We start from the raw sequence: 14,517 nt of genomic DNA on the forward strand, positions 1-14,517 counted from the left end.
GTTCGTCCTGAGCCAGGATCAAACTCTCCAATAAAGTGTTTGACTTGCTCATGTAAACTTGCTGACGAGAACTTTCGTTCTCTTTATTTCTTACTCACTCGTTGTTCAGTTTTCAAAGATCAACTTGCTTTTTCTTCATCACCGCGTTTCAGCGGCAACTTTTATAATATATCATGTCCGACGTTATTTGGCAAGCATTATTTTTCATCGCAATTCTTAGCTGACTGCTATAATGCTGTCCGGTTAACGACCGGATTTATAATATACCATCTTTTATCAATGGGCGCAACCTATTTATTTAGCTTTTGAGTAAGCAATATAAATTAGGCTTAGGATGTAGAAATCCATTCATAGACTCATCAAACATAAAAGGCAGTGCAAGGACAACGCCTCACACTGCCTTAAGTTATATTCATCCGTTTTAGGACGATGGTTATCCCTTAACTTTCTATAATAAGAGGTTGTCCTATTTAGCGCATATGCGGGAATAGTAAAACGTCGCGGATGGAAGCTGCATCTGTCAGAAGCATCACCAAACGGTCTACCCCGATACCCAACCCTCCGGTTGGCGGCATACCATATTCCAGGGACCGGACAAAGTCCTCGTCCATCTCATGGGCTTCATCATTACCGAGCTCTCGTTCCAGCAATTGCGCTTCAAAGCGCTGACGTTGATCGATAGGATCGTTCAGTTCGGTAAAAGCATTAGCATGCTCGCGGGCCACAATAAACAGCTCGAACCGGTCCGTAAAGCGCGGGTCAACTTCGTTTTTCTTAGCCAGCGGTGAGATTTCCACCGGATGCCCATATACAAATGTAGGCTGAATCAACGTCTCTTCTACAAATTGCTCGAAGAAAGCATTCAAGATATGGCCAAAGGTCATGTGCGGATCTACTGGAACCTTATGCTCTTTCGCCAAACGATGCGCTTCTTCTTTACTCATTTGGACAGCGAAATCAACACCGGTTACTTCCTTCACCGCATCCACCATCGAGACCCGACGCCACTGCGGCTTCAGGTTAACCTCATGACCTTGGTAATTAACGACTTGTGTACCCAACACTTCTTGAGCAATATGAGCAATCATATTTTCCGTCAAAGCCATGATATCCTTATAATCCGCATAGGCCTCATAAAGTTCAATCATCGTAAATTCCGGATTATGGCGAGTGGAAATCCCCTCGTTACGGTATACGCGTCCGATCTCATAAACCTTCTCCAACCCACCGACAATCAGGCGCTTCAAATGAAGTTCGATCGCAATCCGCATGTACAACTGCATGTCCAGTGCATTGTGGTGCGTAATGAACGGACGGGCTGCCGCTCCTCCAGCGATGTTATGAAGGGTAGGCGTCTCAACCTCCAGATAACCGAGCGAGTCCAGATAACGACGCATCGACTGAATAATGCGGGAGCGTTTGATGAAAGTCTGCTGTACTTCTGGATTTACAATTAAATCCACGTAACGCTGACGGTAACGCAGTTCTACATCTTTCAGGCCATGATACTTGTCCGGCAACGGATAGAGAGATTTCGACAACACTTCCAGATCCAGCACCTTGATGGTCGTTTCTCCGGTCTTGGTCTTGAATACTTCCCCCGTCACTCCAACGATATCCCCTAAATCCAAAATACCAAACGCTTCATATTTCACTTCAGGGATACTGTCTTTGCGAACATAGATTTGAATTTTACCCGACAAGTCCTGTACATGCGCGAAGCTGGCTTTACCCATAGTGCGTTTCGCCATAAGGCGTCCTGCAATGGATACCTTCACAGCCTTCTCTTCCAATTCCTCTTTGGTCAGACTGTCATACTTGGCAAGAATCTCTCCCGCCATATCGGTACGCTCATACTTTTTGCCAAAAGGATCGATGCCCAGTCCACGTAGCTCGTCCAATTTGGCGCGGCGAAATTGCAGCAGTTCACTAATCTCCACGACTTCTTCGTTGTTGTTCATTTCCTCGCTCATAGCCTTGCTCCACTCCTTATTACTGCTTTATTGGGTCCCACAAACAAAAGAAACAGTGAAAGAAGCTTCCGCGGTGGAAGCTTCTTTCAGGCGCTAATTCCGGCTTACTTCTTAATGTCTACGATTTTATATTGAATCACGCCAGCAGGAACTGTTACATCCACTACAGCGCCTTTTTTCTTACCAAGAATCGCTTTACCCACCGGGCTTTCATTGGAAATCTTGTTTTGCATCGGATCGGATTCCGCAGTTCCGACAATGGCATATTCCATAGTATCGCCGAACTCCAAATCCTCCACCGTCACAATAGAACCGATGCTAACCGTATCTGTGGCGATCTCATCATTGTTGATAATACGAGCATTACGCAGCATTTTCTCAAGTGTGATGATACGTCCTTCAATGAAGGCCTGCTCATTCTTGGCATCCTCGTATTCCGAGTTTTCACTGATATCCCCGTAGCCGATAGCTACTTTGATCCGTTCCGCAACCTCGCGGCGCTTCACAGATTTCAGATTTTCCAATTCTTCTTCCAGTCTCTTCAGACCGTCCTGGGTAAGGATAACTTCTTTGTCACTCATCTCAACCGATTCTCCTGTCATGGAAAAAATTTTCGCACGGTGCGTGCGGCACCCGAAAACCTTCCTGGAAAATGAACTCTCCCTCAGGAATGTTCTTTTGTCTTCCACTACCGCTTAGGTGCTTGGAAGCGCTCGCCTCCGGCAGCAATGGCCTTCTTGCATGGTGATTCATTGTATATATCATATGCGCTATGTTGTAACGGTCAGACCATCCCAAATAGGAAAGCCCACCACTGAGGCGAATTTATATTGTGAAATTATAGGTGAACGGGTCTCAAATGTCAATGACACCGAAAACTGCATATGTAAACGTTTTATGAAAAGGGAGGACTCTTGGAAAAAAAGAGCCCTCTGCCCGGTTCATGTCAAGCCGATACCTCGTCACGGGCCGTCTCCAACACCAGGTCGTCAACAAACGTCTCAAGGATTCGCACCATCTCATCACGCCGGGTCTCTTCCATGATTAAGTCCTTAATGCGCGCAGCGCCCTTCAGACCTTTCAAGTACCAGGCAAGATGCTTGCGCATCTCCCGAACGGCGACATGTTCGCCCTTCAAGGCAGCCAATCGATCCATATGAAGGATGGCAATACGCATTTTTTCATCCGCAGATGGCTCAGGGAGTAGTTCCCCTGTCTTCAAATACTCTACAGTGCGGTACAGCATCCACGGGTTCCCCAGAGCACCGCGCCCAATCATCACACCATCGCAGCCTGTCTCTTCCAGCATACGCTTGGCATCTTCGGGAGTAGACACATCGCCATTTCCGATGACCGGAATGGATACGGCTTCCTTGGCTTGCCGAATGTAGCTCCAGTCTGCCTTGCCCGTGTAGAGCTGCTCGCGTGTACGGCCATGCACGCTGACCGCCTTGCCGCCAGCCTGCTCTACAGCCTTGGCGTTGTCGACGACGTAGATATGCTCAGCATCCCAGCCAATCCGCATCTTGACGGTGACCGGCTTACTAACCGCATCCACGACAGCCGATACCATTTCGTAAATTTTACTCGGTTCCAACAGCCAGCGTGCACCTGCATCGCATTTTGTCACTTTCGGCACCGGGCAACCCATATTGATATCAATAATATCCGCGTTGGTCTCCTGGTCGACGACCTTGGCCGCCTCCACCAGCGATTTGCGGTCTCCACCAAAGATTTGCAAGCTTAGCGGCTTCTCACGCTCATCAACAAACAACATTTCCTGCGTACGCTTGTTGCCGTGAATAATCGCTTTGTCGCTCACCATCTCGGCGCAGACCAGTCCTGTCCCGAACTCCTTGGCAATCAGGCGGAATGCCGGATTACAGACGCCCGCCATAGGAGCAAGTACGACCTGATTCTTCATTTCAATATCGCCAATCTTCAGCAAGATGGTTCCCTCCTCTGACCTTATAGTCAAGTTGTGCCTGGGGTGCAGGCGTTGCTATTCCGGCTTCAACTCCGTTAGGGGAATCCCCAAACAATCCGAAATTTTATTTAAAATTTGATCATCTGGGCGGCGGTTTCCCCGCTCTATGGCTCCCAAGACCGCAAGGGATATACCGGACGCCTCAGCCAACTGCTGCTGGGTAAAGCCTTTTAACTTTCGGAAAGCGCGGATGCGCTGTGCCAGTTGTATGTTTTCCAAAACCGGACGCCTTCCTTTCCATCAATGGTGCCAAGCGCACGGCGTATATTCTCATACAGCCCGGAAGGCTCTCCTTCCGGAACGATATCCGATAAAGGAATCAGCACGAAGGCCCGCTCCATCATACGAGGATGCGGCAAGGTTAACAAGGCGGTATCCATTTCCCGTCCGGCAACCCATAGCAAATCCAGATCCACCGTTCGTGGCCCGAAACGAATCTTGCGCTCCCGGCCAAGTCGCTGTTCCACATCAAGCATGACCGATAACAGTTCCTCGGGGGCAAGGGTGGTGCGAAGGGCGACCGCCATATTGACAAAGCAAGGCTGGTCCAGATAACCTACTGGATCAGTCTCATAAAGATGGGAGCCCCGCAAAACCTCAATTCCGGGATGCTCCTGTAAAGCTGAAATGGCCTTCATCAGGGTAGCCTCTCGGTCTCCCAAATTGGCGCCCAAAGCAATATAAGCCTCTGAAAACTCAGAGGTAGAAGATGTGCTCATACGGAGTTCTCACTTTCTTGAACGGTGCAGCTTCACGGTCACACCCTCAAAGTGAATATCAAATGGAGGATGCGGCTTGGTCACCTGAACCGTTAAAGCATCTACCCTAGTATAAGTGTCCAAAACAGCAGATGCAATATGCTCAGCTAGCGCTTCGATCAATTTGAAGCTTTTTTTCTGAACAATTCCTTGGACCAGTTCATGCACTTCGGCATAATTTACCGTCAGCGACAAATCATCGTTCTCCCCTGCCTCGCGTAAATCCAGCTCTAACTCCAGATCTACGTAGAACCGCTGGCCCAGCTTCCGTTCCTCTTCAAATACGCCGTGGTATCCGTAATATTCCATACGACGCAGTATCATTTTATCCATAAATTCAGCCCCTTTTCCAGCAATACATAACTAGGCGTAAAGTATAGCATCACACATACGCGCAGTTTCTTTCATTTCCTTCACGTCATGGACGCGTACAATCTGGCAGCCTTGGGCAATGCCCAGCGCTACGGTCGCCGCCGTTCCCATAACGACCTCATCTACCGGCAAATCCAGTGCGGTGCGAATAAATCGCTTGCGAGATGTGCCGAGCAGCAATGGAAAGCCAAGCGTGGCCAATTGGTCCAGGTTAGCCATTACCTTTAGATTCTCCTCATAGTCCTTAGCAAACCCGATGCCCGGGTCCAAAATAATTCGTTCGTCGCTCACTCCCGCCTTCCTGGCCAATTCCACGCTCTCCAGTAAGTCCGCAGCAACATCGCTCATCAAATCACCATAGGCAAGGTCCTGCCGATTATGCATAAGAATGACCGGGCATCCGAACTCCGCGGCCACCTGCGCTATGCGCGGCTCCGCCTTGAACCCCCACACATCATTAATGATATGGGCTCCGGCGCGCAGTGCTTCCTCAGCTACCTGTGCCTTATACGTATCCACCGATAAAGGAATCTGCGGCATCTCATGATGAAGCTTCTCCACGATAGGAATGACTCGCGCCAACTCTTCCTGCTCGTTCACGGGCTCATGTCCCGGGCGCGTTGATTCGCCCCCGATATCAATGATATCCGCGCCGGCCAGTACCATCTCCCGGGCATGCTGCACTGCGTGTTCCACCTGGTTGTACCGCCCACCATCCGAGAAGGAGTCTGGAGTAACGTTAAGAATCCCCATAATTAAGGTGCGCTCTCCCAGCGCAAGAGACGCTTCTCCCATCTCGTAGCTACGCTTATACCACCTAGGTTGCATCATGATCCCTCGCTTTCTCTCTATAATCTCCCAACAAGTGGCTTGTTATCGCACCAATCCGACCTTCGCCTACGATACGCGATTGAGACAACAATTCATTCACCTTCAGTTCTGCATCACTTGCCATCCACCATAACTCTGTAATAGGCACCAGTTCCTGAATTGAGTTCGTCATAAACACTTCATCTGCGCTTAACAGACGGCTCCAGGCATAGCGACCTTCCTCCACAGCCAGCCCTTGGCGAGCACCCAATTCCATAACCATTGCCCGGGTAATTCCGGGCAGGATGCCTGTTCCGACTTCCGGCGTATGCAGCGTCTGTCCTTCTACAAAAAACAAGTTGCTAACAACGCCCTCGGCCAGACAGCCATCGGTCGTCAATTGCAGACCCTCCGCCGGAACGTGTGAGGATTTCGCAACAGGACTAGCCGCTGACTGCCGGGTCGCTTCTAGTTGGACCAACTCCCGCTTGGCAAGCATGCTGTTCATATAATGCAGCGATTTAAGGCGAATGTCGCCCTCCGGCGTGTTCCGCGAGGTCGCTAGCCTCCACAAAGGCTTGCCCTTGGTATACAGCGCCGCCCCCGTCTCCGGGAGCGGCTTCACATAAATAATAATCCGCGGCTTGCCGTAATCTCCTGCCGGCAAACCTAGCGGCCCATCTCCTGCGGTTACGGTATACCGGATATACCCCTCCGCCAATCCGTTCAGCTTCAGCAGCCCGGCGATCTGCTCGGCAATCTCTTCCGGCTCGGCAGCATATTCTATGCCAAGCGTGCGACATCCTGCCTGAAGCCGCTGGATATGCCGCTCCAGCAAGAATGGGCGGCCGCCATAAGTGCGGAACGTCTCGAACAGGCCGATCCCGTACATCAAGCCGTGATCCATCACAGAGATCACGGCTTGATCTGCTGGGGTCGGAACTCCGTCCACCCCGATATAATTCATGCTCTCTCTTTCGCTTTCCGGCTCAGGAAATTACGCAGGATCTGATGCCCATGATCCGTAATAATGGATTCGGGATGAAACTGAACGCCCTCCACCGCATAGGTTTTATGACGCAATCCCATAATTTCACCCTCGGCTGTTTCTGCGGTAATCTCCAAACAATCAGGTAAGCTCTCCCGTTCCACGATCAAGGAATGATACCGGGTCGCCGTAAAAGGAGACGGCAAACCAGCGAATACCGATTCTCCCTGATGAAGAATCGGAGAGGTCTTGCCATGCATCAGCCGTTCGGCGCGAATCACCCGACCTCCGAAGGCTTGGCCAATGGCCTGATGACCCAGGCATACACCAAAGATCGGGATAACTCCCTTGAATCGCTCAATCAGGTCCAGGGAAATTCCCGCCTCGCTTGGCGTACATGGACCCGGTGATATCAAAATATGATCTGGCCGCAAAGCCTCAATACCCGCAAGATCAATCTCATCATTGCGGCGGACAGTCACTTCCTCGCCTAGCTCGCCTAAATACTGTACCAGGTTATACGTAAAAGAATCATAATTGTCGATAACCAAAATCATCTCGTCTCATCTCCTGTCCTAGGCTTTGTCCGGCACGCCTTCGCTATGTCGAACCGCCAGAGCAATGGCTCTGGCCTTGTTATGGCATTCTCTGAATTCACGATAAGGCACGGAATCGATAACGATGCCGGCCCCTGCTTGTACGTATCCGGTGCCGTCCTTCGCCACCAGCGTACGTATAATAATATTTAATTCCATATTGCCGCTATAGTCAATCCATCCCATAGCACCCGTATAGGGTCCCCTAGTGACCGGCTCCAATTCCTCGATAATTTCCATCGTTCGCACCTTGGGAGCCCCTGTAATAGTCCCCCCCGGAAATACGGCAGCAATGGCATCGTAGATGGTGTGGTCCTCCCGCAAACGTCCTTCAACCTCGGAGACCAGATGCATGACATGGGAATAACGCTCAATAACATACAACTCGCTTGCCCGTACTGTGCCATAGGCCGCCACACGGCCGATATCATTGCGGAGCAAGTCAACCAGCATAATATGCTCGGCCAGTTCCTTCTCATTGTTCTTGAGTTCTTCCTCCATACGCTGGTCTTCCTCCGGGGTATGACCACGGCGGCGCGTACCGGCAATCGGCCGGGTACTTATTACCCCTTGCTCCACCTTCACCAGTAGTTCGGGCGAGGCCGATACCAACTGGAAGTCAGGGAAGCGGAGCAATCCCATGTAAGGGGACGGATTCATCCGGCGAAGCTGCTCATATACCTGTTCTGGGGTCGCAAGCAACGGGAAGGCTTGTCTGAGCGACAAGTTAACCTGAAACACATCGCCAGCACGGATATAGTCCTGTACTCGGCTTACAGCATCTTCGAACGCCTGCTGGGACATGGACACCCCCAGACGATATTGTTCCAAAGCTTCATCGCTCATTAGCGAATCTAGCGAGAAGGAATCGTTAGATTGCTGAGAGGCCCCCAGCTCTTCACCACCACTCGCCTCGCAGATCCTCTGCCAGCGGTCCAGCATCTTGAGAGCACGCTGCTCTGCTTGTGTAAATGCTTCCCTCCAGCCCTCTATAGTTGGTGAAGCATCCACAGAACGAGCATAAACGATGCAATACAACTTGCTTAATTGTTGGTCAATAACCCAAAGCTCGTCCATTCGCATCCAGACATAATCGTCCAGACCGAGATCATCCTGAGCCTGAGATGGCAAGCGCTCCAGGGAACGAGCGACATCATAGCCCAGATAGCCTACCGCCCCGCCGCTGAATTTAGGTAGTGCAGGAATCGCGGGCGATTGATAGGGCTTCATCCACTCTTGCAGCAGCTTCAGGGGTTCACCTTGCACATCCTCTTGCTTCCCTGACGACAGTTCATGAATGGTTGCTCTGTTCCCCTTACCCCGAAGTACAGAGATCGGGTCCACGCCCAAGAACGTGTAGCGCCCCCCCTTGCCACTCTCCAATACAAAGGAATAAGGACCCGCGTCCTGCCAGGCCGCGCTCCAATCCACAGGCAACTCCGCTGAAGGCAAGGAAATGCTTACTGCATACGGTAACAGTGTCCATGTTCCTTCCTCTATCCATCTATTCCACTGCTCCCATGTCGTTATCTGTTCCATCAGCGGCTTAAACCCTCCAAATGTGTAAGTCTGATCGCTTGCTTCTATTGCTAGCTAGTATACTAGATGCCATCCCCGTTTGAAAACGGAAAATAATTTAAAAATAAAATACCCCGTATCTATCTCTGGATTATCCGGAGATAGATACGGGGCTTACCGGGCGTAACTCCCGGGGAGTCCTGACTAGCTTATGCCTCAAAATTATAAAGCGGCGTACTGAGATAACGTTCGCCATTACTTGGAATGATGGCTACCACACGCTTGCCCTTACCCAATTCCTTGGCTATCTTCAGCGCAGCGAATACGGCAGCACCGGAGGAAATACCGGACAGAATGCCCTCTTCCTTCGCTACAATACGAGCTTGTTCAAAAGCTTGGTCGTTCTCAACATGAACAATCTCATCGTAAATTTCCCGGTTCAAAATCTCCGGCACAAAGTTAGCTCCGAGTCCTTGAATTTTGTGAGGACCTGGCTTGCCACCCGCCAAAATAGGCGAAGCTGCAGGCTCTACAGCATAGATTTTCACTTCAGGGAAGCGTTTCTTCAACACTTCACCGGCACCACTAATGGTACCGCCTGTACCGATCCCTGCCACAAACGCATCCAAACGTCCATCCAGCGATTCGATGGCCTCTACGATTTCAGGTCCTGTCGTCTCACGGTGAATCTTCACGTTGGCTTGTGTTCTGAACTGATCGGCCAGGAAATAATCGGGATTAGCCGCAAGCAGTTCCTCCGCCTTCTTGACCGCCCCGTTCATCCCTTCTGATCCTGGTGTCAATACCAGTTCTGCCCCATAGGCACGCAACAGGTTACGACGCTCCAAGCTCATCGTCTCAGGCATAACAATAACGGCCTTGTAACCCTTGGCCGCTGCGACCATCGCCAAGCCAATTCCCGTATTGCCGCTGGTAGCTTCAATAATAGTGCCGCCTTCCTTCAGCTTACCCGCCTTCTCGGCCTCTTCAATAATGCTGATAGCAATCCGGTCCTTAACGCTGGAGCCTGGGTTTTGATATTCCAATTTGACGTAAATTTCCGCACTGTCCTCTGGAACGATTCGGTTCAAGCGAACCAACGGCGTGCTGCCGATCAAGTCCGTTACACTGTTTACGACTTTGGCCATATTAAATATCCTCCCTTATATATGTTGCTGTTGTTTATATCCGATCAATTAAGTTGGTATTCTGTTTATTATCTTAACAACCCCTATCGGAGTTGTCAAGAAAAGTCACAAAAAAATACTTTGCAGCCAAGGGTTTCCTCACCCGCAAAGCATATTTTTTTGCCCTCATTTTAAGCTTCTCTTTTTGGCTTTCCTACCTGCTCGATCAAGCTATCAATTTCCTCGGGACTAAATACGTAAGCCTCATTACAGAAGTCACATATGACTTCCGCCTCTTTGCCTTCTTCCCGTAATTCCGTTAATTCCTGCTTGCCCAAGCTAATTAGCGTGCTTTCCACTCTCTCCCGCGAACAGCTACAAGAGAAGACGATGTCCATTTCCTCCAATACCTGTACGTCCGGTAGCATCCAGCTCAGCATTTCCTCAAGCTCCAAGCCTTGGTCCAGCAACGAAGTCACCGGAGGAAGCCCGCCTACGGCACGCTCGATTTCACTAATCTCTTCATCCTTCAAGCCTGGCAGCAACTGAATAATGAAGCCACCTGCCACAATGACGGAGTTGTCGACATCCACCAGTACGCCCAGACCTACCGCGGACGGGGTTTGCTCAGATACGGCAAAATAATAAGTGAAATCTTCGCCCAGTTCGCCGGAAATCAAAGGAACGCTGCCCCGGTAAGGCTCCTTCAGGCCCAGATCCTTGGTAACATTGATAAAGCCTTCCGTACCCACGGCTCCGCGCACATCCAGTTTGCCTTGGCTATTGCTCGGCAATTGAACATGAGGGTTCTTAACATAGCCGCGAACCTCCCCGCGCGCATTGGCATCCACGATAATTTGCCCGACAGGTCCATCGCCTTTGACTTGTACCGTCAACTTCTCATCGCCTTTAAGCATGGCACCCATCATGGCACCCGCCGATAACGTTCGGCCAAAAGCTGCGGTTGTGGTAGGGTAAGTATCATGACGGCGGCGTAATTCTTCCACCAATTCCGTAGTCCGCACGGCAAAAGCACGAACTTTCCCGCCCATCGCAATTGCCCGAATCAACCGATCTTTCTTCTTATTTATGTTAGAGTCCATCGCTTGAGGACCTCCTTCCTGACTTCCTGATTATTGATTTCGTTCATAAATGAGACGAAGCCCCTCCAGCGTAAGCTGAGAGTTGACCTCCTCAATTGTGCGCGTCTCACTGGCAATCAGCTCAGCAAGGCCACCCGTGGCTACTACCTTCGGCTTGGTATTCATCTCGCGGGCAATCCGTTCCACGATCCCATCCACCTGACCAGCATAGCCGAAAATAATACCCGCTTGCATCGCATGCACCGTGTTGCGGCCAATGACCTTCTTTGGCTTCTCCAATTCAATGCGCGGCAACTTGGAAGCCCGTTGATAAAGCGCCTCGGTCGAGATTCCGATCCCCGGTACGATGGCCCCGCCCAAGTAATTGCCCTGGGCATCGATGCAATCGAAGGTTGTAGCTGTCCCAAAATCGACAACCACCAGCGGTCCACCATATTGCTCAATGGCAGCCACGGCGTTAACAATCCGGTCAGCTCCCACCTCCCGGGGATTCTCGTAACGTAAATTCAGCCCCGTTTTGATTCCAGGTCCGACAATTAACGGCTTACGGCGCAAGTACTTAACACATAACTCCTCCAGGGCATGCATTAATGGAGGAACTACAGAGGATATAATGACTCCCTCCATCTCACTCTCGCGGATTCGAGCCATATCAAATAAATTGTGAATCAGGACGCCGTATTCATCCACCGTCGCCTGGCGATTTGTGCTGATACGGAAATGATGGAGCAGCTCCTTGCCCCGATACACCCCTAATACGATATTGGTATTGCCTACATCGACTACAAGGAACATCGGCTGGTTAACCCTCCTTCTTAGCGTTCAGATCCAGACTGATATCCAGACTCTCGAACGAATACGTCAGCCGTCCGACGGAAATGACATCCACACCACTCTCGGCGATGTCACGAATGGTCTCCAGCGATACGTTGCCGGAGGCTTCGACGATCACATGTGGTGCCGCTTGCTTGATTCGCTGAACCGCTTCCTTCATAAGTACAGGTGCCATATTATCCAGCATAATAATGTCGGCCCCGGCCTGCAAGGCTTCATCCACCTGCTCCAGGTTCTCCGTCTCCACTTCGATCGTCATCGTATGCGGAATAGCGGCGCGAGCACGGCTGACCGCCTGGGCAATACCGCCAGCTCCCTTAATATGATTATCCTTGATCATCACCGCATCATACAACCCGAAGCGATGATTCGCTCCGCCCCCGGTACGCACCGCATATTTCTCCAGCATCCGGTGTCCCGGAGTCGTCTTGCGCGTATCCACCAGCCGTGTTGGCAATCCACCCAACGCCTCTACAAAAGTACGGGTACGTGTAGCAATACCCGACATGCGTTGCAGCAAGTTCAGGGCCAGCCGTTCTCCCGTCAAAATCCGATGCGTACTGCCCTCCACTTCGGCAATCACGGCGCCCTTCTCCACCCGCTGACCGTCCTGCACAAGCGGCGTGAAGCGAAGACTTGGGTCCACAATTTCAAACACCATTTGGGCCACCGGCATCCCAGCAATCACCCCGCCTTGCTTGGCGTGAATGATTGCCTTCGATTCATGGCCTTGAGGAATCGTGACGGCGGTTGTGACATCGCCGGAACCTACATCCTCCTGCAGCCAGCCCCGAATATAGCGGGTTATCTCTTCATTATATCCGTTAAACATCATCGCTAACTTCCTCCATCATTCCTTTTTCCCGTTGCCATAGAAGATGCTTGTGCCACTTCTCGTCGCTACGCTCCGGGAAGTCCTCGCGATAGTGGCCACCACGGCTCTCTTCCCGTACCAGTGCCGACTGAGTTAAGAGCAGGGCACAAGTCAGCATGTTCGCATACTCCCAGTGCTCCCGAGTGTGAAGAGCTTGGCTGAAAATCGGGATCTGCCGTTCCAGTTCACGGATAGCCTTGGCCAGCTCTTCTCCCGTACGGCGCAATCCGACGCGGCGAACCATAACCTTTTGCAGTTCAAGCCGCTTGGCGGTCAGGGAAGTGGGAGCTGTCTCCGCTCGTCCTCCCTGATAGGAGATCGCTTCCCCTGTTCGAGTCAGCGGCTGTAGCTCACGAATCCGCTCAATGATGCGTCTACCAAACACTATCGCCTCGGATAACGAGTTACTTGCCAGGCGGTTGGCCCCGTGAACGCCGGTGGACGAGACTTCTCCGCAGGCAAACAAACGGTCCACACTCGTCTCGCCGTGATGGCCTGTCCGAACCCCGCCCATCATATAATGCGCGGCCGGAGCCACCGGAATCCAATCATTGGTCATATCCAGTCCATAGCTCATACAAGTTTCGTAAATCGTCGGGAACCGGCGTCTTATTAGCTCAGGATCTTCATGTGTAATATCCAGATAAGCCATGCTCGCACCCGTAGCCTCCATCTCGCTTACGATGGCCCGGGCCACAATATCCCGTGGAGCAAGCTCCAGCAGCTCATGGTATTTACTCATAAACCGCTCACCTTTAATATTGCGCAGCACTGCACCTTCGCCACGTACAGCCTCGGAGATCAAAAATCTCGGTGCTCCCGGATAGCAAAGGGCCGTCGGGTGAAATTGGATAAATTCCATATCCCGTACTACCGCACCTGCACGATAAGCTATCGCCACGCCATCCCCGGTCGCCACCTCCGGATTGGTTGTGTACCGGTACAACTGTCCGGCGCCCCCGGAACATAGAACGGTCGCCTTGGCACGCAGGAACAGTTGCCCTCCGTCAGGTCGTTCTACCAATGCACCCAGGCATTCGTTATCCTCCGTGATTAAATCGATCACGTAATGATTATCCCATACCTCAATATGAGGATGCGAGGCAACCTGAGCAGATAAGGCTCGTACGATTTCATAGCCTGTGGCGTCACCATTAGCATGCAGTATCCGGCGGTGGCTGTGTGCTCCCTCACGTGTTAAGGCCAGCTCCCCATTCTCCAAATCAAATAAGGTGCCCATCGCCATTAATTCTTTGACACCCTCAGGCCCTTCATTTGCCAGAATATCGACCGCAGCAGAGGAACAAAGGCCCGCTCCCGCCAGCAGAGTATCTTGACGGTGATAAGTGGGCGAGTCATCTTCGGAAATAACGGCAGCAATACCGCCTTGCGCATACCGGGTATTGCTGTCCAGCAGCGACTTCTTGGTAATCATAATGACGCTTTGATGTTCGCTGGCCTTAATGGCGGTGAACAGGCCGGCAATACCCGAACCAATGACAATAACATCCGTATCAACTGTGGGCAGCTTACCAAGCTCAAAATCAGTTAAATATTGTGGAATCACGATCGTCACC

General features: G+C 51.3%; 15 protein-coding genes. All 15 read right to left on the reverse strand.

All coding sequences use genetic code 11. The features are described from left to right. Positions 1-470 precede the first annotated feature (470 nt). The 15 genes from lysS to nadB all read right to left on the reverse strand — a co-directional run bounded on the left by lysS (position 471) and on the right by nadB (position 14,507). Complete coding sequence (gene lysS / locus BN3279_RS00305; protein ID WP_059048712.1) at positions 471-1,973, reverse strand: lysine--tRNA ligase; 1,503 nt, start codon at positions 1,971-1,973, stop codon at positions 471-473. A gap of 104 nt (positions 1,974-2,077) precedes the next feature. Continuing rightward, on the reverse strand, positions 2,078-2,554 hold the full coding sequence (gene greA, locus BN3279_RS00310) for a transcription elongation factor GreA (RefSeq protein ID WP_059048713.1): 477 nt from the start codon (positions 2,552-2,554) through the stop codon (positions 2,078-2,080). Positions 2,555-2,919: 365 nt separating this feature from the next. Next, positions 2,920-3,921 (reverse strand): tRNA dihydrouridine synthase DusB, encoded by a 1,002-nt coding sequence (gene dusB, locus BN3279_RS00315; protein WP_059048714.1) that lies wholly within the window; start codon positions 3,919-3,921, stop codon positions 2,920-2,922. Between the two features lie 54 nt (positions 3,922-3,975). Further along, positions 3,976-4,179, reverse strand: a complete 204-nt coding sequence (locus BN3279_RS23265; RefSeq protein WP_082672871.1) for a helix-turn-helix domain-containing protein — start codon at positions 4,177-4,179, stop codon at positions 3,976-3,978. Further along, complete coding sequence (gene folK, locus BN3279_RS00320; protein WP_059048715.1) at positions 4,131-4,679, reverse strand: 2-amino-4-hydroxy-6-hydroxymethyldihydropteridine diphosphokinase; 549 nt, start codon at positions 4,677-4,679, stop codon at positions 4,131-4,133. The genes BN3279_RS23265 and folK overlap by 49 nt, the downstream gene beginning before the upstream one ends. A 9-nt stretch (positions 4,680-4,688) precedes the next feature. Continuing rightward, a complete protein-coding gene (folB, locus tag BN3279_RS00325; RefSeq protein WP_059048716.1) occupies positions 4,689-5,051 on the reverse strand; it encodes a dihydroneopterin aldolase in 363 nt (120 codons plus the stop codon). A gap of 30 nt (positions 5,052-5,081) precedes the next feature. Beyond that, positions 5,082-5,921, reverse strand: a complete 840-nt coding sequence (gene folP, locus BN3279_RS00330) for a dihydropteroate synthase (RefSeq protein WP_059048717.1) — start codon at positions 5,919-5,921, stop codon at positions 5,082-5,084. Continuing rightward, complete coding sequence (locus BN3279_RS00335; protein WP_059048718.1) at positions 5,908-6,867, reverse strand: aminotransferase class IV; 960 nt, start codon at positions 6,865-6,867, stop codon at positions 5,908-5,910. The genes folP and BN3279_RS00335 overlap by 14 nt, the downstream gene beginning before the upstream one ends. Then, positions 6,864-7,445, reverse strand: coding sequence for an aminodeoxychorismate/anthranilate synthase component II (pabA, locus tag BN3279_RS00340; protein WP_059048719.1), 582 nt, complete (start codon positions 7,443-7,445; stop codon positions 6,864-6,866). The genes BN3279_RS00335 and pabA overlap by 4 nt, the downstream gene beginning before the upstream one ends. A gap of 18 nt (positions 7,446-7,463) precedes the next feature. After that, positions 7,464-9,023: an anthranilate synthase component I family protein gene (locus BN3279_RS00345; protein ID WP_059048720.1), complete on the reverse strand. Its 1,560-nt coding sequence runs from the start codon at positions 9,021-9,023 to the stop codon at positions 7,464-7,466. 188 nt (positions 9,024-9,211) lie between these two features. Beyond that, a complete protein-coding gene (gene cysK / locus BN3279_RS00350) occupies positions 9,212-10,150 on the reverse strand; it encodes a cysteine synthase A (RefSeq protein ID WP_059048721.1) in 939 nt (312 codons plus the stop codon). Positions 10,151-10,320: 170 nt separating this feature from the next. Continuing rightward, complete coding sequence (gene hslO, locus BN3279_RS00355; protein WP_089153413.1) at positions 10,321-11,220, reverse strand: Hsp33 family molecular chaperone HslO; 900 nt, start codon at positions 11,218-11,220, stop codon at positions 10,321-10,323. Positions 11,221-11,262: 42 nt separating this feature from the next. Beyond that, complete coding sequence (locus tag BN3279_RS00360) at positions 11,263-12,027, reverse strand: type III pantothenate kinase (protein WP_059048723.1); 765 nt, start codon at positions 12,025-12,027, stop codon at positions 11,263-11,265. A 7-nt stretch (positions 12,028-12,034) separates the two neighbouring features. Further along, complete coding sequence (nadC, locus tag BN3279_RS00365) at positions 12,035-12,901, reverse strand: carboxylating nicotinate-nucleotide diphosphorylase (RefSeq protein ID WP_059048724.1); 867 nt, start codon at positions 12,899-12,901, stop codon at positions 12,035-12,037. Next, a complete protein-coding gene (gene nadB, locus BN3279_RS00370) occupies positions 12,891-14,507 on the reverse strand; it encodes an L-aspartate oxidase (RefSeq protein WP_059048725.1) in 1,617 nt (538 codons plus the stop codon). The genes nadC and nadB overlap by 11 nt, the downstream gene beginning before the upstream one ends. Between the last annotated feature and the right edge of the window lie 10 nt (positions 14,508-14,517).

It is taken from the genome of Paenibacillus senegalimassiliensis, assembly GCF_001486585.1.
GTDB classification, from domain to species: Bacteria; Bacillota; Bacilli; order Paenibacillales; family Paenibacillaceae; genus Fontibacillus; species Fontibacillus senegalimassiliensis.